Consider the following 20,057-nt stretch of genomic DNA (forward strand, 5'->3'; position numbering starts at 1 on the left):
AAATGATAGTTATCAACGCTAAAAACATCAGCAAAACATATAACCCCGACAAGGTGCCGGTTCACGCTTTGAATCACGTAGATCTTGAAATAAAGAAGGGGGAGTTTACGGCTATTGTAGGTCCGTCGGGATCAGGTAAATCTACCCTACTTAACATCATTGGAGGGCTTGATGTGCCCACCGAAGGAACCATAGAGTTGGGAGGGGAGGATATTTCGAAATTCAGCGACAATGAGCTCATTGACTTCAGGTTACAGCACATCGGCTTTGTATTCCAGGCATACAACCTCATTCCGGTGCTTACGGCTGAGGAAAATGTAGAGTTCATTATGCTGCTGCAAAAGCAGACCGAGAAGGATAGAAAAGCAAGGACTGTGGAACTCTTAACAAAAGTTGGGCTGAAAGACCAAATGAACCGCCGACCCTCCGAACTTTCAGGTGGGCAGCAGCAGCGGGTGGCGGTTGCCAGGGCCTTGGCGTCGAGGCCCGAGTTCATTCTGGCCGATGAGCCAACGGCCAATCTTGACTCACACTCTACCGCTACTTTGCTCGACATGATGGCCAATATGAATGAGAAAGAGGGTGCCACCTTCGTTTTTTCTACCCACGACCAGCGAGTGATTGACAAAGCCAGACGGGTGATCACGCTTGAAGATGGAAAAATAGTTTCGGATGAAGTTCGCTAAGTACGCAGGGCTGGTTATTCTGCTGGCAGGTGGGTTTAGCTCGCAGGCTCAGGACGAAGCTCCCAAGTTAACTCTCAAGGGCTATGTGAAAGACTTATTTACCGCTAATTTCTCCACGCCCAACGACGCCAGGTTTGACAACCTTATTCACAACAGGCTCAACCTAAAGTGGTATCTGAATGAACACCTGACCGGTGCTTTGGAGGTGCGAAATCGCTTTTTTATTGGCAATAGCCTGGGCCTAATTCCTAACTACGGCTCCTATGTGGATGTAAACAACGACTACGTGGACATGTCGGTGCTGCCAATTAATAATGACAAAGCGGTGCTGCACATGATGATTGACCGTGCGTACCTGCAATGGAACAAAAACAACCTGGAGGTTACAGTCGGCCGACAGCGCATCAACTGGGGGCAAAACCTGGTCTGGAACCCCAACGATATTTTCAATGCCTACTCCTTCTTTGATTTCGACTATGAGGAAAGGCCTGGTAGCGATGCGTTGAGGGTGCAGTATTATACTGGGGTTGCTTCCAGCGTGGAGGGAACCATCAAAGCTGCGGATTCGTGGAGCAAAGTTGTAGCTGCTGGCATCTGGCGTACGAATAAATGGAACTACGATTTTCAAGGGTTTGCCGGAAAAATGAAAGAGCATGCTGTGGTGGGAGGCGGCTGGGCTGGCAGTATTAAAAATGCCGGATTCAAGGGTGAAATGACCTGGTTCAGTGAGGCGGCCGGGCGCAAGGCTCAGTTCATTACTTCAAGCTCAATCGACTACTCTTTTGCGAATTCATTCTATGTCAATGGTTCGTTCTTATTCAATTCGAGCGGTGTAAGCGAGCCCGATCAAAGTGCTTTGGGCGCCTTTTCACTTAATAAATTGGATGTGCGGAGCCTGTCTCCTTACCGGTGGTCGGTGTTCGGCCAGGCCAGCTATCCGTTCCATCCGCTGGTCAGTGGTGGTCTTTCTGTGATGGTTTTTCCGTCAGACATGGGATGTTTCACGAGCCCTTTTGTCACCTACTCAGTGGTTCCTAACCTTGACCTCGACCTGCTCGGTCAATTTTTTCTTGGCGACATAGGAGAGGGGTATACGCTGCTGGCCAAGGTAGCCTACACCCGTGTTAAATGGAGCTTTTAACCTTGCTGTAGGGGGTTCGGAGTTGAGGGATGTTTTAATAGTGTAAAGAGTAAGAATCGACGTAAAGAAAGTCAAATCTTTTGCCCAGGTATGAATTTATATTTGGGTTCAGGTACTAAGGAGCTTCGGCTCCTTTTTTTATTTCCTTTATTGAGTATTTTTATCTTTGCTCAAAATAGCCTAACCACTAAAGTCCTTTTATGGCGTCGTTGAAAGAGAAAATTACAAATATTACTCAATTCATAGAAACTGACATCTGGCGAATTAAACTTGATTCGCTTCCGAAAGGCAGAAGGTTTTTTTACCGACAGATTAGGGTACTTGTGCTGGCAGGCAAAGGATTTATAAGAGACGAGGTTGGCGTTAAATCCTCAGCGTTGACCTATTTCACTTTGCTGTCCATTGTTCCGGTTATTGCCCTTGCATTTGGCATTAGTAAAGGATTTGGGTTCGATATTCAAAATTCTATCAGCACGTTGCTGGCTGGGCAAGAGCAAGCGACTGAGTTTGCCTTTGAAGCAGCAGAAAATATGCTGAAAAACGCCAAAGGAGGAGTGGTGGCAGGGGTAGGTTTGATTGTGCTGCTTTACACGGTTTTACGGTTGCTTAATAGCGTAGAGGAGACTTTTAACGATATTTGGGAGATCAAAAAGCAGCGTTCTTTACAACGAAAGATATCCGAGTACACAGCCATACTGCTTATTTCGCCAATCCTGGTTTTCTTTTCCAGTTCTCTCACAGTTTTAGCCAGCTCTGAGGTGCAAACTCTCACTCAGCAGATTGAGCTTTTGGATTTGTTCGCCCCTCTTATCTTGTTTCTGCTTAAATTTTTGCCTTATACACTCATTTGGCTTCTATTAATTCTTCTTTACCTGATCATGCCTAATACCGGTGTAAAGGTAAAGTCGGCTGTTATCGCCGGCGTCGTTGCAGGAACTGCCTTTCAACTGCTTCAATGGGGGTATATAGAATTTCAGGTGGGTGTTTCAAAGTACAACGACATCTATGGTGGTTTAGCCGCCCTTCCTTTGTTTCTGATATGGGCCCAGGCCAGCTGGATGATTGTGTTGTTTGGAGCTGAGCTTTCATTTGCCCACCAAAATGCGGCGAGGTATGAATTCTCTAATGAGCATTTGCAACCTAGTACCCGTCACAAGGAATTCATTGCTCTGCTTGTTGTAAGGCTATTAATTCTCAGGTTTAAAAATGGAGAGCCAGGCCTCACGGTTGGGGAAATTACAGACAGATTGCTTGTTCCTTTCAGGTTTGCCAATGTGATTGTCAGAGAGTTAGTAGAGGTGAAAATCCTTTCTGAGATTAATAATGGAGAACGGGAAGACAGCACCTACCAGCCGGCAATGGACATTGATTTAATTACTGCCTATCTGGTGATTGACCGCCTTGAAAACAGAGGTCTGAACAATATCTGTATTCTCAATGATGATGAGGCTACACTTATGTTACAGACGATTGATACAATGGAAGCTGACATGGACAAGTCAATGGTGAACAGGCCCCTTGGCGAGCTTCATTTGTAGTATTCGTATTCCAGATAAGTACAGATGTAGTTGGGGTTTTGCTCCTGATTGAACTCGATCGCATCAAGAAGCTTTTTTTTGTCATAGGTGAATTCTCCACTTTGGGTGATGTTACCTGCCGCTGCCTTCATGTAATACGAAATCAATTTTCCGCTATCATTGAAATTCTCTTCATAGACCCGGGTGGTGTCTCCCGTGGTTTCATCGATATGGAAGTCTGAAATATGGCTGGGAGTTCCGTCGCCATAGAAGGAGTTGACCTTCTCCCTGATAACGAGCCGGTCTTTGTTCAGCAGGCGAGCATGGGCAATCTTGTTGTGCTTATTGTATTCGTACTCCATCGATACCTCGTCCTCAATAATGCTTGCAGTGGAGCTTGACATGTAGATGCGATCACCAAACTCATTGTACTGGATCACTTGGGTAGCCACTTCATCGCCCGACACCACATTAAACCGTGTAAACGTTTCTTCCTGCAACACCTCGTCTTTGTACGAGTAGGTGGCCACGGTGTGGGTTCTGTCCAGATTATCTCTTTCCTCTATTTTAATAGGGAAACCGTCAGGGTTCAGCGTGACAATCTTTCGCATTTCACTTCTTACCTGTCCGCTTTCAAGGAAGTCTGTTGTGAGCGTATCATACCCTAACTTGTCGTAATACTTAGTCTGAATGACAATATTGTTTAGGTTATACAGGTTTTGATAGGTTTTGTCACCTTCCGGTCCATAGAAATAGTGGGTTCTGCTTCTTAGCTCACCTGAATATTCATAGGCCGCCTGTTTCAGCAGCCTTCCTTCTTCGTCAAACTCCCTTTCTTCCAGCACCGTGCTGCGACTTCTGGGCTCTGTAGACTCACAGTCGTAAAGGTAGGTGGTGATTTTTCGAATATCCAGCGAGGCTATTTCCCTTTGATATTTCAGAACCTCCTTTTTCTCAGGAGAAAGCCTTGGATCAATCGCCTCATCACCCTGTGTGGAGAGGCCACCACAGGAGAATAAAAGTGGAAAGAGAACAAGCGGGAAAGAATGGCGCATTATGCTGGCTAACCTCATAAAATTACTTAGAACGTTGTTTAAAAGACCAGGTAAAGTGAAACACAGAAACGATTGTGCCGTCCGGCAAAGTGCCGGTGGTTTTGGCAGTCACAGTTTGAGGCTGCCCCGTGCTTATGGCTAGCTCAACTGCTTCAAATATTCTCTGACCATCCTCACAGGTGAAGGTGGTTTTTCCAGTCGCTCTTTTTGGGAATTCTGCTTTCAAATCAACAATTATGGTGGCCACACTCGGGCTCCTGTCCGTTATCGCCAAAAGGGCAATGGACGCTGTGGAAAGCTCTGCAGCCATGCTTTGAACAGCAAAATATATAGATTTGAAAGGGTTTTTGTTAAGCCATTTGAAAGGGATAGTAGTAACCGCCCTTTCTTTGCTCAGTTCCTTTAGTCTCATTCCGGCCATCCACCCTGCAGGGACGTTGCCAAATGTGTAGACCCAGAAAAGAAATGGGTTCAGCATCTTCTGTCTGAACTTTTCTTGTTTCTCCGTAAGTGTACTTGTGCTGCCCATGTTGCCTGCCTTTGAATGCAACCCAAATTAACAAAAAAGGCCCGGATATTTCCGAGCCTTCAGGTCTTATTGAGTGGGCACTACCACCATATAATGTAGATGAGAGTCACCAGCACAACGATGATGAGCGCCATGGTATTAAACTGTTTCGACGATCGATAAACCTTTTTAGATATATCAATGGCTTTTTTGTCGTAGTCTATTCCTTGAGACAGGAACAGTGCAACAGCCACAAACATCAGGCTCATCAGGTGAATAAGCGTTTTTCCGATATGAGTATCCATGCTCAGGATCGTTCCATCAAACATTTCGTGGTTTCCACCCTCCATAATGATAAAAAGGAAAAGGCAGCCAACAATGATGAGGAAATTCTGATTTCTCCATTTGAAGTCCGCTTTGTCGATCCACGAGATGATGATCATTGCAAAGCAAAGGACAATGAACACAAAACCCATGCGGTCAATAAATGGCACTTCGGGTACGAAGAAATAGAAAAAGGCATTGATAGGTATTGAAAGCACAGCGACCCACAGAGCTGCGTTGGAAGTTGACTTGCTCCAGAACATTCCAAATAGGAAGATGACAGTGACGGCGGGGGTCACAAAGCCCGAAAACTCCTGGATATACTGAAACATCTGATCGAAGCCTTCCAGTGCGGGCGTTACAAGGCACGCAATTGCCAAAGCAACGAAGCTGGTAATACGACCGATTTTCACAAGGTTGGTTTCAGTAGAATTCTTATTGATGAACTTATGGTAAATGTCCATCGTGAAAATCGTCGCCGTTGAGTTCATCATAGAAGCCAACGATGAAATAATGGCACCAATTAAAGCGGCAAATGTTACTCCCTTCAGTCCGGCTGGCACGAGAGACAACATAGCCGGATAAGACTTGTCAGGCTTCATGAGCCCGTCGCTCATCATAGCATTAATGATGTTGGCGTCTCCTGTTTTATCTACAAGGTAAAATGCTGCAACACCCGGGATCACCACAAAGATGGGCATGATCACTTTCAGGAAGGCTGCGAATGCCACGCCTTTACGTGCTTCAGTAAGGTTCTTGGCTGCAAGGGCTCTTTGGGTAATATACTGGTTGCATCCCCAATAGGCCAGGTTAGCAATCCACATGCCTCCGATAAGTACCGAAATTCCGGGCAAATCCATATAGGACGACTTGGATTCACCATTGATCATATAAGTGGAGTCCACATCAAAAACCATATCAAACTTACCAGGTACTTCCCTGATGAGGGTGAGGAAGCCACTAAAAGCACCTTCGCCGCCACTTACTAAATTAAGGGCGACTCCTGATACGAGAATACCACCGATGACAAGGAATATCACCTGAATAATGTCGGTGTAGGCTACGGCTTTTAATCCCCCGTAAATAGAATAAAGGAGAGCAAATGTGCCAAGACCCAGTATGCCATACAGGAATGGAATGCCAATAACAGTATTAAGTGCAAGCGCCCCCAGGAACATCACCGTTGTTAGGTTGACAAAAACATAGAGAAGGAGCCAGAATACAGCCAAACTAGTTCTTACCCTGCCATCATATCTCAGCAAAAGAAACTGAGGCATAGTGAAAATCTTCTTATTTAAATAGATGGGCAACAGGTATTTGGCCACCAGCAGCAGCGTTACTGCAGCCATTAATTCATAGGCTGCAATGGCCATTCCTATGGCAAACCCCGATCCGGACATACCAATGATTTGCTCTGCCGAAATGTTGGAGGCGATTAAAGAAGCGCCTATTGCATACCAGGGAAGTGATTTTCCTGCCAGGAAATAGTCGGTTGAATCTTGCTCAACGCCTTCCTTTTTTCTGGAGACCCACCAGGCAATGCCTATGATGATAAGAGCATAAATACAAAATACAACAATGTCAATTGACGAAAAGCTCATAACAGCAATGTGGTTTAAGTGGCTGGATTTTCACTAATTGGGCAGCATAATACGCATTTGCGGGCTTATCACAAAGCAACTTTAGTTTAAATAGGCGTTGGGAATGGACTGAAGCAGGATGGAAGACAACTTAGAATTATACAAGTTATTGATGTTAAGCCCGAAACACTGCAACTCACTTCAGGCGTCTTGAGCACTGTGAAAGCCAATTGTTGTATTGGGTTTCATGCGCCCCTTTGCTTCAGCTTGGGTAAAACACAGCCAAAAGTTCACCAAGGGTGTCCGTTTGTGACCACAAGTGTGTACGGATTTGAAAAAGGTTTACAATCGACATGAACGGGGTATTTCTTTTTTAAGTGGTGGAGAGGGTTTTTTTACTTCTTTTTTGTAACCCTCGGGGTGGTGGTTTATTATCAGCGCTTGAGGCGTAACGATTGTTTTTTTGAAAATGTATTAATAAACAATTGCTTCTATTGATAAGAAACTAATCCAGCTACCTTCTTTACTCCTTTGGTAGTTTTATTTTCAAAATATCTTTCACCTTTTCTCAGAACTTGGCCGAAACCTTGCCCGTACAACATCACAAGGTTTAAAACTCGAATATTATGAAAAAAGTTATGTCAACAGCAGCAATGCTGGTAATGGTTACCAGTATGGCTTTAGCTTCCAAAAATACTAATGAAGCTACTAAATCATCACAAGTAAAAATCACTCAAAGCACGGCGATGGGTATTTATAATCTGCGTTTCGACGCCGACAGCCCAGGCCAGGTAACAATCAAAATCGCCAACGAAAAAGGCAATACCCTGATGAAGGAAAAGATTGCTTACACTACTTCATTTGAGCGCCCCTACAATTTGCAGGATTTGCCCGACGGAACTTACCGTATGACGGTTGAGCGGGACGGCAAGGTGATTGAAGAAACTATTCAGCATGTGAAGAACAGGTCGGCAGTAAGGGCAATTTACGCCGTAGATGTTGAGGAGATATCAAGCGGCAAATATCAGTTGGTGGTGAAGAAGACAGGTCATCAGGCAGTAAAAGTTAAGATTGCTGACAAGAATGGGGTCATCTTCTTTAATGGCGCCATTGACGAGATGGGTAGCTTCAGCAAAACATTCGACCTAAGCAACATAGTTGCCAGCGACGTGAAGATGGAAGTTACGATGGGAGACAAAACAATTGTAAGGAGTTTATAATATTTTTCTTGATACTGGTGAAAGCCAGCTTACTTTAGCCACTCAAAAGCAAAGAATTTTTTTAACTGAAGATATTGCCGGAGGCGAAGGCCTCCGGTTTTTTATTTTACGTCAGGAGTGTATAGTAGTCTGTTCTCCTGAAAATCGTTTAAGCGTATATTTCGTCAAGTCATCAAAGGGCTTGACCGTAACTCGTTAGTGTGAGAGAAGGCCCGTATTTTGCGCTGCTGTGCTAACAGAATTTAACAACTGAGGCAACAATACTTGCTTCTCTGTCAGGATGAAAAAAATCACGTCTGCCTGTCAATATTCTGTTACCTCCTGCTCAAGCTCTGGATTGTAAAGAAGCGTTTTGTTTTCGAAATCGTACAAAGTCAACCTGCGAAGATCATAGTAAGCCCTCCAATAGGCTTGCAGAGCATCGGTGTAACTGCGGCGGGCAGTGTCCTTTTCCGTGAGTGCGATGTTCAGGTTGGTGATGTCAATCTTTCCGATCAGGTAACGATTTTGAGCCACATCATACCGCTTCTGTGCTACTTCAGCGGCTGTTTTGGTAATCTCCAACTGTAGCTGCAACATGTCAAATTGCCGCACTTGGGTAATAATCTCCTGATCAAAATTCAATTCCTCCTGGGCAATTGTGTATTGGGTCAGCTGTTCGTTGGCCAATGCGGTTTGCAGCCGGGATTTATTTCTGCCCCAGCTCACAATTGGGACACTAAACTGAATACTGGCGATGCCCTGGTTGTTGGGATTGGCGCTAATATCGGAAAGGCTGGAAGAAGTGCCATTTACTCCGTAGGAGGCTGCCATGTTTACCTGGTATCGTTGCCCTTTTGCCCGGGCCACTGCTTGTTCCGCAATTAACCTATCTCGTTCAAAAGAAATATACTGGGACCTGTTTTGCTTGGCATACCTCAAAGCATCCTCCTCGCTGATTTCGAAAATTGGAATGTCTTCTGGTAACGTTAGCTCAATTTCCGCAGAACTACTCAATTCATTTAACCCTATATAGTTTCTAAGACGTAACACGTTATTGCGGAAATCTAATTTAGCCTGCGCTACTTCCTGGCGGGAGCGAAGCAACTGGAGTTGCACCTGAAGCAATTTATCTTCCGACGTTGTTCCGATGTTGTACCGCCCTTGTTCAATCTGATAAATAGTGTCGTTGTTAGCCAGGTTGAACTGAGCTATCTGAAGATTGATTTGGGCGGTAAGTACTCCAAAATATCTGTCAACGGCAATTCTGGACACAAACTCCATATCCTCAACATAACTCCTTTTGCTTTGCTCGTAAATTATGGGCTGCACTTTCTTATCCCACCTTAAAGGATTGAAGGCGAAAAGAGGCTGCTGCAATTGGAGATTGAACAATGTGCTTTGCCATGTGGTGGCCGGGTCACCAGGGTTAGGAATAAAATTATGAAATTGAAAGAGATTGGTGTTAACAGAGATATTGCCGCCTGTAGCAGCAATAGGCTGCTGAAGACCCAGGGCAGCATTCGAGTAAGTTTGGTTCAATGTTCGGTAAACGACAGATCCATCTGGCTGCTGCACGCCTGTAATTTGGTTGGAATAGCCAGGAGCATTTCCAGTAAGCGTTACCTGGGGGTTGTAGTTAGATTTGAAAGTCCGGTATTGCCAGTAGCTGTTGTTCCTTTGTGTCTCGGCCTGCTTGGCTGCTGGAGATTGGTCTTTTGCACGCTGGATAATTTCCTGGAGATTGAAATTATAGTCCTGGGCTTTGATCTGGATGCACAGGAATACCAGGAGTGAGATAGACACACACAATTTTCTATTCATATCTTAAAGAAGTTATTGGGTCTTGGCTGGCAGCTTTCTGTGCGGGCGCAATCCCAAACACAAGACCTACTGTAGCAGCAACACCGAAAGAAACGATGACAGAAGAAAAAGTAATGATGGTGGGGAAGTCCCCAAAACTGGATATGCTTAGAGCGAGACTAATGCCGAGCACCACGCCGACTATGCCGCCGCTGACACTGATCATCATCGCTTCGAATAAAAATTGAGTGACGATGTCGGTTTTCTGTGCGCCTATGGAAAGACGAAGCCCAATTTCTTTGATCCTCTCCATAACAGATGCCAGCATGATGTTCATAATGCCAATGCCTCCAACCAGCAGCGAAATTCCTGCAATGGCTCCAAGCACAATATTGAAGATGTTTTGTGTTCGCTGCTGTTGTTTAAGCAATAACTCCGGAATGGTGATTTCGTAGTCGATCACTCCGAAGTGTCTCCTTTCTATCATTCTGGAGATGATTTCTGCTGTACTTTGCATTTTTGAAGCATCTTTTACCTGAATGACGAGCTTGTCGATTTGATGATAATTACTAGGCTGCTGATCGGAGCTGCTGCCATCGTCATTGTTGTTTCGATTAGCGGCCTTTAGAATAGCTTCGGTTATCAACTCTCTGTTTCTGTACCTGATCAGGAACGTCTTAATAGGGACGTATACATCCATGTTGTAGTCTCGAATACCGAGCTTGGCTATATTTTTTTCAGAGATAAGGCGCTCGTCCAGCACCCCAACTACCTCCAGCCACTGGTTGCCAACTTTGATGGTTTTTCCAATTGGGTCTTCTTTGCTAAAAAACCTCCCCTTGATGCTTTTGCCAATGATGCACACAGGAAGACCTCCCTCAATCTGACTTTCACTGAACATACTGCCTTGATTCAGGGCAAAAGCTCCAATATCAAAATAGGAAGGCATTACGCCGACGAGTTTGGCTGATCTTCGAAAACCGTCTTTGATGATGACAGTCTCCATCACGCATTCCGGACTCACAGCCTGGATGTCTGGTATCGTCTCAAAAATGCTTTGCGCATCAGCCATTCTAAGACCCGGGGAGAATTTCTTCTTTTCTTCCCCCTTGGCATTGGCGGCGTCTATTTTCTTTTCTTCCTGTTCTACTACCGGCTCAATGATGATGTTGTTAACGCCCACCATTTTTATTTGCTCAAGGATCTCTTTTTCTGCGCCGTTTCCTATGGCCAGCATGGCAATGACAGCGGCTACTCCGAAAATGATCCCCAGTGCGGTTAGCAGTGAACGCAATTGATTGGCCAAAACTGCCTCCAGGGCAATTTGGAAGTTGGCCAGCAGCTTCTTGTTCATCTTATTGATTTGGGTTGTTGGCTAGAGGTTTTCCTGAGCCGGGTTGTGTGGCCGACGATCCAGTCACTTCAGCTACTTCGTTTTTCTCGCCCTGGTTTCGCTTACCATTTAACGATTCGAGGAGCTTGATTTCGCCTTCATCCATATTGGCAGGAAGGGAAAGGTATACCTTTTCGGTGCCCGAAAGGCCCTGCTTGATAATGGCTTCATTGGCATTGGATAATCCCATTTCGACCTCCTGCTTGGTGCCGTCGCTTAGTATTACATACTGAATGGAGTCGTTGCGTGAATGGATGGCCTCAAGGGGGACAAAAACTACCGAATCGAGCTCGCTAACAACTATGTTGTTGCTGGTTGTCATGGAAGGCCTCAGAGACGGATCCCTTTCGTTGACATTGATGGTTACTTCAAAAACTTTGGCGTCCGAATTCGGGTTTTGCTGACCAATATTGGCGACTTTCATTACCTCACCGCTCAACTCCTTGTCGGGGTAGGCATCGAGGCCAATTTTAACTTTTTGCCCCGGGGCCACTCGCCGGATATCTACTTCATTGACATAAGTCACCGACATCATCTGTGTCAAATCGGGCAGTGTAGCCACAACTGGATTCCAGGCACCTATTTGCGAACCTGCTGCGATTTTGTTGCCATCCCAGTTTTTTGTGTAAATAACCATTCCATCCTGAGGGGCGAGTATGTTGAAGTCTTCAAGCAGAGACTTCATAGAATTATAGTCAGACTGTTCTTTTCTCAAAGTGGCGCCTACTTCCTGCATTTTGGCCACCGACTGCTGAATTTTTAATTGATAGTTTTCCACCGTCTGATCTAGCTCCCTTTGAGCTTTCTCCATGGCTATTTGGTTTTGCTTTACCGTTGCAGGTGGCTCGAACTGCGACTGATCAAGCACTAATTGTTTTTCCTGCAGGGCATATCTTAAGTTAATTATTTTTTCCCTTTCAGCTCTCAGGTTGATCGCTGTATCAAGCCTTGTTTGTTCATACTGCGATTGCGCCTTTTCCAGGTTGTTTGCTGCATCCGAAAGCCTGGTATGAAGCTCAGATTTGTCAATAGATGCTACAAAGTCCCCCTTCTTAACCACGGTTCCTTCATCAACCAGGCTTTCTATCTTTAGGTTGTAAATTCTATAATTTTGAGCTCTTGTGGGACCCAAAATTCTTACCGAACGCAGGGCGCTGAGCTCGCCAGTGGTGGTTACGTCAACCACAAATTTTCCTTTGCTCACATTTACGATAATGTCGTTCTCCTCGCTGCCCTTGCTCTGGCTGAAATACAAAACAGCAACGAGTAGTATGAGAATAGAAGCAGGCAGAATGTATCTTTTTTTCATGATGGTTAAGTTCAATTAGCATACACATTTAACAGAAGTATGAATTTGCACAAAAATCATACTAAAAAAATCAAAAGAGGTAATTAACTTCTTTTATAACTCAAATTGCGGTACGGTTGGTATACTTTAGAAAAAATTATTAGTTACAAATATACCTAACAATTTAGTTGATGTATTTACCTGACGACACTTTATTTAGCCGAAAGTCAAGTAATCGCTCCTGTTTTTAGGTTATTTTGCCTATTTCAGGCTGATTGTTGGCAGTTATTGGGCGCATCTTACTATCTTCGTGTACGCAAAAAGCTTTTTATGTCGTCTCATATTCTTATCTCCAGTCTCGAATTCAATCAGAAAAAAATAGAATCATTGCTGGCGGATCTCACAGTTGATGAAACACTGGCGTTCACTCACGATAACATCAACAATATTCACTGGATCGTGGGCCATATTGCTTCTCAAAGAGATACTTTGCTGGAAGACCTGACAGGCGAGATGACTTTTCCGCAGGAACTCAAGCAGTACTATGGCAAGACTGGTGATCCCCGAAAAATGCCGAAGACTATTGACTGGTTGAAGTGCCTTGATATTCTCAAGGAACAGTTCAATGACATCTCCGCCTGGGTTTTAGAATGGGATAGCCAGGGACGCCTCGATAGAGAAAAGGGTGATGTGATAGTAAAATACCTTAGCCACGAGGCATATCACATTGGGCAGGTAAGCCTGATTAGGAAGATGCTCGGTAAGACTGCGGCTAAATAGCTGCCAAGTCTATTCGCAACAAGTCCCCTAAGCTTTGTGGGCCGTAGAAATAGTCAACATCTGGGATCAAGCGGGAAAATCTGGGGAGGTCGCCCTTTAAATCCAATATCCCAAGTGGTCATAAAAAAGCAAAAGATCCAAGCCTAACTGACTGGAGAAGCCCGGCCTGGCGAGACGCATTGAACCAGTTTTACTTTTTTATTTAACAACAAACGAAACATTCGATCCCCAGAAATACAGATTGATCCAACATCTGACTTTGCACAAGCCTGGGCTATTTGCTATTCGTAATATCCACAAAAACTGTTAATCTGCATTCCTCACCATTGAGCATGACCTGTTCAACCGAAAAAAGTATCAGCCTTTTTTGTCCTTGTTTTGTGCTGATTGAGAGTTTGCTTTCTCTGGACTTTGATGGCTCACCCTTTCGGCTAAATATTTTTTTGATTTCGGCCAGGGGCACACCGTTGAGTGTTAGAATTGGCTTGCCTGTATATTCTTCGTAGCTGTAGCCCAGCAATTCTTCCGCATTCTTGTTGATCTCGAGACAGATGGCGTCTTTGTTGCTTGTAATGCATAGCGCTACTGGGCTTGCATGGAAGGCGTCTAAAAACCTTTCTTCACTGTCACGCAAGTGCTTTTTGATATTGCTTAGTTCTGTCCTGTCGCTAATGGTGAGAAAGTAAACCAGGTTTCCCTCACGGTCTGCAAATGAGCCGCCATTGTACCTGAAAATTTTTGCCCAGCGATTTTTAATGCTTCGCACTCTAACTTCCAGCCCATCCACATTTTCATTGTTCAACAGCCTCGGTAGTGGCCATTTGCTGACGGGCAAATACTTTCCATTTAGCTGCTCCACCCTAAAGTACTTAAGCAATTCGGTAAAATTTTGGGGAGGACTTTGCAAAGACATGAAATCATGCATTTTGATCGCTGCTGCGTTCCAGTAAAGAAGCCTGCCCCCTTTGTTGGCAATTACCAAACCTTCCGATATATTATCAATTATGCTTTTTAGGCGACCTTCGCTATTGAGAAGTGCTTGAAAATTGTTCCGACGCAGAGTGATATCAATTACCGACCCGCTAAGCTTTTCTGTTCTGGTTTCGGAGCTCTTCACATAAGTTCCTTTTAGTGCAAGCCAATGGACGGATTGGTCAGGCCAAATTACCCTTGCTTCAAAGTCGAAGGAGCCATCTGCTTTGGCCGCTTCGAAAACTTCTTTCGCAGCCAACCGGTCTTTCACGTGGATATGTTGAAGCAAAGTCGGTAAATCCCACTGAGCAAGCTCTTCACTGTACCCAAAACTTTGATCATGAATTCGATTCCTTACCGACTTGCCAGATATGAGATCAATTTCCCAAACACCTATTTTTGAGTCTTCAATAGCATTCAAGTAGAGGTTCGTAAATTTGGCATCCAATCCACCGAAAGGCGTAGGTTCGGTAACCTCTTTAATATTGTCGACAATGCCCCCAATTGAGGGGTCGTTAAGCAGATTGACGACGGTTGAATCATAAAGATGGTAGCTACCGTCTTTGTGAATAATTCTTGAACGATGTCCTTTTATCGGAATGCCCGGGTTGAGAATCGCTTTCTCCATCACTTTTTGATTGCCAGGTACGTCGTCCGGATGAAGGCTTGAATACATGTCGAGCAGCATCGTCTCTTCTGGCGTATAGCCAAGGATATTCTCAACAGAGGGCGACACATAAATTGGTTTGCCTTCAGGAGAAAAAACAATGACTGCATCGCCGCTTGTCTCCAGAAGGGCCTGAAAGTTCATTTGAACTTTTGTGGGCTCACTGTCGCTAGCATCGTTTTCACTTATCAAATAAAGGAAGGCACCAATTAAGTTTCCCTTTCTATCAAGCGCTGGCTCAAGACGAATGCTATAGTGAGTATCTTTGATACTTATACCACTTATTTCATCTTGTTCGCTAAGTGCCTGTTCGAAAAGCGAGGAAGTGGCTTCTTTATTTTTTGCGAAAAGCGAATTGATAACTGAAAGCCCTCTCCTTGGTGCTATACCCGTAATTTGTGAAAAATAGCTCTCAAAATGGGGATTAAACTTTTGAATAGAATAGTCCTTGTCTATCAACGCTACTCCATGATAGGGGTTGGACATGGTGGCCTTAATGCTTTCATTAATTTCTGTTTCTTTGCCAGTGTTGGTGGGCGTTCCTCTGCTTCTTTTCATGAAAGTTGAATTTACAAAAAGGCCTGCTTTAGTGAAATTCACTACAGTCAAGCGTAAGAGTTAACAACTTATTAATTAATAGCTGGCGAAAAAGAAAGCAGGCTGATTTTCGACTCCCGCTATCGTCTGAATTAACAACGCAATATCAGTAATGGGTCTTTTACATGTGCCATATTTTTTTAATATTTTTTAACAATTAGCCTTTGATATAAACTTGACAAAAACTTTAGGCTTTTATAAAATTGCCACCGTTTCCTAGAATTCTTTGGAATTGTACACGTAAACTGGTAGTTGTTGAAAACTTCTTAATTGTTTTTTAAGACAGAAAAATCATGTCAATAGTTGTCGAGAACCTGACCAAGAAATATGGAGAGCAGAAGGCAGTTAATGATATCTCCTTCAAAATTAATACCGGTGAAGTAGTTGGTTTTTTGGGGCCAAATGGTGCTGGGAAAAGCACTACCATGAAGATGATTACCTGCTACATGGCACCCACGAGTGGCGATGTCAGGCTGGACGAGTTGAGCATCCTTAATGAGCAGGAGGACATAAAGAAGAAGATAGGCTACCTGCCCGAAAATAATCCACTCTACACTGACATGGCGATTGTGGACTACCTGCGGTTTTGCGCCGAAATACAGGGGGTGAGCAAGGCAAAAATACCCTCCAGAATAGGCGATATGATAGACATGTGCGGTTTGGAAAGAGAGCGTCACAAGAAAATAAGTGAGCTCTCTAAAGGGTACCGACAAAGGGTAGGGCTTGCACAGGCCATGATTCACGACCCGGAAATTTTGATACTGGATGAGCCAACCACCGGCCTCGACCCCAACCAAATCATAGAGATCAGGAAGTTGATCAAAAAGCTGGGCAAGGAAAAAACGGTGATTCTTAGCTCTCATATCCTTTCGGAAGTAGAGGCCACCTGCGACCGCATTCTGATTATTAACAGGGGCAGGATTGTGGCAGACGGCACCTCCGACACATTGAGAAGTCAGGCCGAGGGCAAAGAACTGCTGACTGTTAAAATTGAGGCTGCCGATGCTGACGTCAAAAAGGCGCTGCTTGGGCTGGCATCAGTAGAAACTGTCGAGCCAGTGGAGGGAAAAGCCGGCTTCTTCTCAGTTCGGAGTAAGCCTGATGTTTCGTCCAGAAAAGAGGTGTTTGACCTGTGTGTATCGAAAAAATGGTACTTGTTGGAAATGACAGGTCACGAAACCAAACTGGAAGACGTGTTCAGAGAGCTGACCAACTGATTTGGCTGCATCAACACCGAACTGCGGCAAGCCCGGCAAACACAACATGACTTTACACCTCAGAAACCGAATATCGTTTTAATAATAACCAACAACGACTGATATGAACAAGATTTGGATCATTGCCAGAAGAGAGTTGGCCTCCTATTTCGATTCTTTGATCGCTTATGTAATGATCATTATTTTTCTGGGAATGAGCGGGTTTTTTACCTGGCTTTTCGGAAGCAACATATTTATGATCAACCAGGCCAGCTTACAGGTTTTCTTCGGAATTTCGTTCTGGACCTTATTCTTCTTTATCCCGGCCATCACTATGAGGACCCTGGCAGAAGAAAATAAAAGTGGAACCATTGAGCTCCTGTCGACAAAGGCCGTGTCCGATTTCCAAATTGTTGTAGGTAAATTTCTCGGCTGCCTTTTGCTGGTGGCTATCGCCCTGCTGTGCACGCTGCCTTACTACATAACTGTGTCGCAGCTGGGTAATGTGGATCACGGCGGCATTATCGGAGGCTACCTTGGGCTCATTTTGCTGTCGGCAGCCTATATTGGTATCGGGCTATTTGCCAGCAGCACCACAAGTAATCAGATCGTCGCCTTTCTAATGGCACTTTTTATTGGAATTTTCTTTCAGATCTTATTCGATGTGCTTGGATCCAGTTTTAGGGGGGCTGTGGGTGGAGTATTCTATTACCTGAGCATGCAAACCCACTTCGATTCTATGAGCAGAGGAGTAATCGATTCTCGTGATCTGATCTACTTTGGCTCTCTTATAGCTATCTCTTTATTGCTTTCCCAGGCAATGCTTTCACGTCGCAATTGGCAATCTTAAACAACTACTGACATGAAGGGAAGAAACGTAATTATTCAATTGGCTATCGTGACCGGCATTCTTGTGGTAGTCAACTTGCTGTCGAGTAAACTGTACTTCAGAGGTGATTTTACCGAAGACCAGCGGTACACACTCAGCACGGCCACTAAAGATATATTGGAAGATTTGCCTGAGGTGGTCACTGTGAAAGCCTATTTTTCGGAAGACTTGCCCACGCAGCTTGTGAGCACCCGTCAGGATTTTGAAGATTTGCTGTTGGAATACGAGAACAGGTCGGACGGCTATCTGGTCTACGAGTTTTTGAACCCAAACGAAAATGAGCAGAAAGAGCAGGAAGCGCAACAAGCCGGTGTGAATCCGGTAATGGTAAATGTGCGGGAAAAGGATCAGATGAAACAAATGAGGGCTTACCTCGGAGCCATCATTCAGATGGGCGACCGCAAGGAGATTATTCCTTTGATACAGCCTGGAGCAGCCATGGAATACGCCCTTACTACGGCTATTAAAAAAATAGCCATAGCCGACAAACCTAAGATTGGTTTGATACAGGGGCATGGAGAGGCACCTTTGGAGGAAATGATTGAGCTATACCAACAGCTGTCGGTGCTCTATGAGATAGAGCCTTTTGGTCTTTCTGATTCGGCCGCAGTACCGCAGTACTACAGGTCGCTGGCATGGATCAATCCAAAAGATACCATTCCGCAGGCAGATTTCGCCAAGCTCGATAAGTACCTGGCCAATGGTGGTGCCATGTTCGTCGCCTACAGTAACCTGAACGGCGACTTAAGCCAGGCGTATTTGTCGACTGCGAACGACATAGGCGTAAGCAGCTGGCTTTCAAGGCTGGGCATTCAAATGGGAAGGGAGTTTGTGGTAGATGCGGAGAATGCGCCGGTCTCAGTACGGCAGCAAATGGGGCAGTTTACAATGAACCGGCAAATTGCCTTTCCTTACTTTCCTATCATTAAAAACTTCTCCGACCATCCTGCTTCCAAAGGACTTGAATCAGTCTTTCTGCCTTTTGCCAGCACGATTAACTTTACTAAGACTGATACCACCTTTCGTTCAACCAGCCTGCTCATGACTTCCGAGCTTTCCGGCCTGGTTAGTCCGCCGACTACTGTCGACATACAAAGACAGTGGACGGAGAATGATTTTCAAAACAGCTCGCTGCCAGTGGCAATGGCTGTTGAAGGCCCCCTGAGTGGTACTGCATCTTCGAAGATGGTGGTGGTGTCGAATGGTCAATTTATTATCAATGGGCCGCAAGGGCAGCAGCAACAGCTCAATGCCGACAATGTGAGCTTTGCTTCCAATGCCATCGACTGGCTGTCGGACGACACGGGTTTGATTGACCTTCGAACCAAGGGAGTAACGGCCAGGCCACTGGTTCAGCTGGAGGATAGCACAAAGGAGCTTCTAAAATATGGCAATGTGCTGCTTCCAATACTGCTGCTGCTCATTTATGCTTTTGTGCGGAAGCAAAGAAACAACCGCAAGCGGCAACAGTGGGCAGCCGGCAATTATTAGATTCATTGAGTAGTATTTGTTCGTAAAGCGGAAAAATCACACGAATTATGAAAAGTACATTGAAACTATTGGGTGTTCTTGGGATACTCATTGCTCTTTACTTTGTGGTTCAGTTCACAACAGACAGGGGTAGAAGTAAGTCGTTTAGGTCGGAGCTGGTGAAGATTGATACTGCTGCCGTAACAAAACTGCAGATCGAAGCCAACGGTGATCAACTCGTGGTGGAAAAGGGGGAGAACCAGTGGAGAGTGAATACACCGGCAGGAAAGAATGTGGCCGCAACGTCTTCGAGCGTTAAAGGTATTTTAAATAGCCTGATGTCAGTGAAGCCAAGCAGGCTGGTAGCCAAAGATGAGTCGAAGTGGAAAGACTACCAGGTCGATAGCGCCGGCACGAGGGTAGAAGTTTTTGAAGGAGGTGAGAAAACACTTGACCTGGTTGTGGGAAGGTTCAATATGGAAGGGCAGCGGCAGTTCAGTACCTACGTCAGGCTGTTTGAGGAGCCGGAAGTTTATTCAGCGGCCAACTTTATGGGTGCCAGTCTTTCGACCAATTCTGCCTCGTATCGCAACCAGCAGCTAGCCAGGTTTACCAGAGACAGCGTCTATCAGGTGACATTTGAGTATCCGGATTCAGCCTTCACACTCAGTAAAACAGATGGCAAATGGTTGTTGGGCGGTCAACCTGCCGACTCAGCCAACACCGCCAAATACCTGCAAGGCATTGCCTACCTGTCCAATCGAAACTTTGCTGATGATTTTAACCCAGTTGGAAGCCCGCTGTTTAGCGTGACTTACCTTGTTAAAAGTGGTAATCCGCTTAAAGTGGAGGGCTACCTGCCCAATGGTGAGTTGGTGGTGCATTCTGACTTCAATGCAGAAGAGTACTTTAAGGATGCCAGCTTGAAGGACAAAATATTCAAAGGGTCGGCCTATTTTTTGAGTAAGGAAGAGTAGGGCTTGGGCAGCCTG

General features: G+C 45.0%; 16 protein-coding genes. 9 read left to right on the forward strand and 7 right to left on the reverse strand.

What is annotated here, in order from left to right; translation table 11 throughout:
• The first annotated feature begins 2 nt into the window (after window positions 1-2).
• From AAC052_RS20585 to AAC052_RS20595, 3 genes are all read left to right on the forward strand, one after another.
• On the forward strand, window positions 3-686 hold the full coding sequence (locus AAC052_RS20585) for an ABC transporter ATP-binding protein (protein WP_317490864.1): 684 nt from the start codon (window positions 3-5) through the stop codon (window positions 684-686).
• The gene (locus AAC052_RS20590; protein ID WP_339815307.1) at window positions 673-1,827 is read left to right on the forward strand and encodes a hypothetical protein; all 1,155 of its coding nucleotides are present in this window, start codon (window positions 673-675) and stop codon (window positions 1,825-1,827) included. Before AAC052_RS20585 ends, AAC052_RS20590 begins: the two co-directional genes overlap by 14 nt.
• A gap of 200 nt (window positions 1,828-2,027) precedes the next feature.
• Complete coding sequence (locus tag AAC052_RS20595; protein ID WP_317490866.1) at window positions 2,028-3,365, forward strand: YihY/virulence factor BrkB family protein; 1,338 nt, start codon at window positions 2,028-2,030, stop codon at window positions 3,363-3,365.
• Here AAC052_RS20595 and AAC052_RS20600 read toward each other — a convergent pair.
• The 3 genes from AAC052_RS20600 to AAC052_RS20610 all read right to left on the reverse strand — a co-directional run bounded on the left by AAC052_RS20600 (window position 3,356) and on the right by AAC052_RS20610 (window position 6,832).
• The gene (locus AAC052_RS20600; protein WP_339815308.1) at window positions 3,356-4,399 is read right to left on the reverse strand and encodes a hypothetical protein; all 1,044 of its coding nucleotides are present in this window, start codon (window positions 4,397-4,399) and stop codon (window positions 3,356-3,358) included. The two genes, AAC052_RS20595 and AAC052_RS20600, sit on opposite strands and share 10 nt — an antisense overlap.
• 22 nt (window positions 4,400-4,421) lie before the next feature.
• On the reverse strand, window positions 4,422-4,928 hold the full coding sequence (locus AAC052_RS20605) for a thioesterase (RefSeq protein ID WP_317490868.1): 507 nt from the start codon (window positions 4,926-4,928) through the stop codon (window positions 4,422-4,424).
• A gap of 80 nt (window positions 4,929-5,008) precedes the next feature.
• Window positions 5,009-6,832 carry a sodium/sugar symporter gene (locus AAC052_RS20610; RefSeq protein WP_317490869.1) on the reverse strand — a complete coding sequence of 608 codons (1,824 nt, stop codon included), beginning with the start codon at window positions 6,830-6,832 and terminating at the stop codon, window positions 5,009-5,011.
• A 605-nt stretch (window positions 6,833-7,437) separates the two neighbouring features.
• Here AAC052_RS20610 and AAC052_RS20615 point away from each other — a divergent pair.
• Complete coding sequence (locus tag AAC052_RS20615) at window positions 7,438-8,031, forward strand: hypothetical protein (protein ID WP_339815309.1); 594 nt, start codon at window positions 7,438-7,440, stop codon at window positions 8,029-8,031.
• A 303-nt stretch (window positions 8,032-8,334) separates the two neighbouring features.
• Here the strand turns inward: AAC052_RS20615 and AAC052_RS20620 are convergent, their stop codons facing one another.
• The 3 genes from AAC052_RS20620 to AAC052_RS20630 are packed head-to-tail and all read right to left on the reverse strand — an operon-like array spanning window position 8,335 to window position 12,515.
• The gene (locus tag AAC052_RS20620) at window positions 8,335-9,834 is read right to left on the reverse strand and encodes a TolC family protein (RefSeq protein WP_339815311.1); all 1,500 of its coding nucleotides are present in this window, start codon (window positions 9,832-9,834) and stop codon (window positions 8,335-8,337) included.
• Window positions 9,827-11,167 carry an ABC transporter permease gene (locus tag AAC052_RS20625; RefSeq protein ID WP_339815312.1) on the reverse strand — a complete coding sequence of 447 codons (1,341 nt, stop codon included), beginning with the start codon at window positions 11,165-11,167 and terminating at the stop codon, window positions 9,827-9,829. The genes AAC052_RS20620 and AAC052_RS20625 overlap by 8 nt, the downstream gene beginning before the upstream one ends.
• Before the next feature lies 1 nt (window position 11,168).
• The gene (locus AAC052_RS20630; RefSeq protein ID WP_317490876.1) at window positions 11,169-12,515 is read right to left on the reverse strand and encodes an efflux RND transporter periplasmic adaptor subunit; all 1,347 of its coding nucleotides are present in this window, start codon (window positions 12,513-12,515) and stop codon (window positions 11,169-11,171) included.
• A 309-nt stretch (window positions 12,516-12,824) separates the two neighbouring features.
• On the opposite strand from AAC052_RS20630, the gene AAC052_RS20635 reads away from it, so the two are divergent.
• Window positions 12,825-13,274 carry a DinB family protein gene (locus tag AAC052_RS20635; protein ID WP_317490877.1) on the forward strand — a complete coding sequence of 150 codons (450 nt, stop codon included), beginning with the start codon at window positions 12,825-12,827 and terminating at the stop codon, window positions 13,272-13,274.
• 274 nt (window positions 13,275-13,548) lie between these two features.
• Here the strand turns inward: AAC052_RS20635 and AAC052_RS20640 are convergent, their stop codons facing one another.
• Window positions 13,549-15,471 carry a PAS domain-containing protein gene (locus tag AAC052_RS20640; RefSeq protein ID WP_339815313.1) on the reverse strand — a complete coding sequence of 641 codons (1,923 nt, stop codon included), beginning with the start codon at window positions 15,469-15,471 and terminating at the stop codon, window positions 13,549-13,551.
• A gap of 332 nt (window positions 15,472-15,803) precedes the next feature.
• Here AAC052_RS20640 and AAC052_RS20645 point away from each other — a divergent pair, with 332 nt between their 5' ends.
• The 4 genes from AAC052_RS20645 (at window position 15,804) to AAC052_RS20660 (ending at window position 20,042) form a co-directional block, all read left to right on the forward strand.
• Window positions 15,804-16,727: an ATP-binding cassette domain-containing protein gene (locus AAC052_RS20645; RefSeq protein WP_317490880.1), complete on the forward strand. Its 924-nt coding sequence runs from the start codon at window positions 15,804-15,806 to the stop codon at window positions 16,725-16,727.
• Between the two features lie 103 nt (window positions 16,728-16,830).
• Window positions 16,831-17,556 (forward strand): ABC transporter permease, encoded by a 726-nt coding sequence (locus tag AAC052_RS20650; protein ID WP_317490881.1) that lies wholly within the window; start codon window positions 16,831-16,833, stop codon window positions 17,554-17,556.
• A gap of 12 nt (window positions 17,557-17,568) precedes the next feature.
• The gene (locus tag AAC052_RS20655; RefSeq protein ID WP_339815314.1) at window positions 17,569-19,086 is read left to right on the forward strand and encodes a Gldg family protein; all 1,518 of its coding nucleotides are present in this window, start codon (window positions 17,569-17,571) and stop codon (window positions 19,084-19,086) included.
• Window positions 19,087-19,133: 47 nt separating this feature from the next.
• Window positions 19,134-20,042, forward strand: a complete 909-nt coding sequence (locus AAC052_RS20660; RefSeq protein ID WP_339815315.1) for a DUF4340 domain-containing protein — start codon at window positions 19,134-19,136, stop codon at window positions 20,040-20,042.
• Window positions 20,043-20,057: the final 15 nt, after the last annotated feature.

Source organism: uncultured Imperialibacter sp. (genome assembly GCF_963974565.1).
GTDB lineage: Bacteria > Bacteroidota > Bacteroidia > Cytophagales > Cyclobacteriaceae > Imperialibacter > Imperialibacter roseus.

What these genes read in the sequence shown, in the direction of transcription:
- AAC052_RS20585 (WP_317490864.1), top strand. Translation starts at nt 3, where the DNA reads ATGATAGTTATCAACGCTAAAAACATCAGCAAAACATATAACCCCGAC.
- AAC052_RS20590 (WP_339815307.1), top strand. Translation starts at nt 673, where the DNA reads ATGAAGTTCGCTAAGTACGCAGGGCTGGTTATTCTGCTGGCAGGTGGG.
- AAC052_RS20595 (WP_317490866.1), top strand. Translation starts at nt 2,028, where the DNA reads ATGGCGTCGTTGAAAGAGAAAATTACAAATATTACTCAATTCATAGAA.
- AAC052_RS20600 (WP_339815308.1), bottom strand. Translation starts at nt 4,399, where the DNA reads ATGCGCCATTCTTTCCCGCTTGTTCTCTTTCCACTTTTATTCTCCTGT.
- AAC052_RS20605 (WP_317490868.1), bottom strand. Translation starts at nt 4,928, where the DNA reads ATGGGCAGCACAAGTACACTTACGGAGAAACAAGAAAAGTTCAGACAG.
- AAC052_RS20610 (WP_317490869.1), bottom strand. Translation starts at nt 6,832, where the DNA reads ATGAGCTTTTCGTCAATTGACATTGTTGTATTTTGTATTTATGCTCTT.
- AAC052_RS20615 (WP_339815309.1), top strand. Translation starts at nt 7,438, where the DNA reads ATGAAAAAAGTTATGTCAACAGCAGCAATGCTGGTAATGGTTACCAGT.
- AAC052_RS20620 (WP_339815311.1), bottom strand. Translation starts at nt 9,834, where the DNA reads ATGAATAGAAAATTGTGTGTGTCTATCTCACTCCTGGTATTCCTGTGC.
- AAC052_RS20625 (WP_339815312.1), bottom strand. Translation starts at nt 11,167, where the DNA reads ATGAACAAGAAGCTGCTGGCCAACTTCCAAATTGCCCTGGAGGCAGTT.
- AAC052_RS20630 (WP_317490876.1), bottom strand. Translation starts at nt 12,515, where the DNA reads ATGAAAAAAAGATACATTCTGCCTGCTTCTATTCTCATACTACTCGTT.
- AAC052_RS20635 (WP_317490877.1), top strand. Translation starts at nt 12,825, where the DNA reads ATGTCGTCTCATATTCTTATCTCCAGTCTCGAATTCAATCAGAAAAAA.
- AAC052_RS20640 (WP_339815313.1), bottom strand. Translation starts at nt 15,471, where the DNA reads ATGAAAAGAAGCAGAGGAACGCCCACCAACACTGGCAAAGAAACAGAA.
- AAC052_RS20645 (WP_317490880.1), top strand. Translation starts at nt 15,804, where the DNA reads ATGTCAATAGTTGTCGAGAACCTGACCAAGAAATATGGAGAGCAGAAG.
- AAC052_RS20650 (WP_317490881.1), top strand. Translation starts at nt 16,831, where the DNA reads ATGAACAAGATTTGGATCATTGCCAGAAGAGAGTTGGCCTCCTATTTC.
- AAC052_RS20655 (WP_339815314.1), top strand. Translation starts at nt 17,569, where the DNA reads ATGAAGGGAAGAAACGTAATTATTCAATTGGCTATCGTGACCGGCATT.
- AAC052_RS20660 (WP_339815315.1), top strand. Translation starts at nt 19,134, where the DNA reads ATGAAAAGTACATTGAAACTATTGGGTGTTCTTGGGATACTCATTGCT.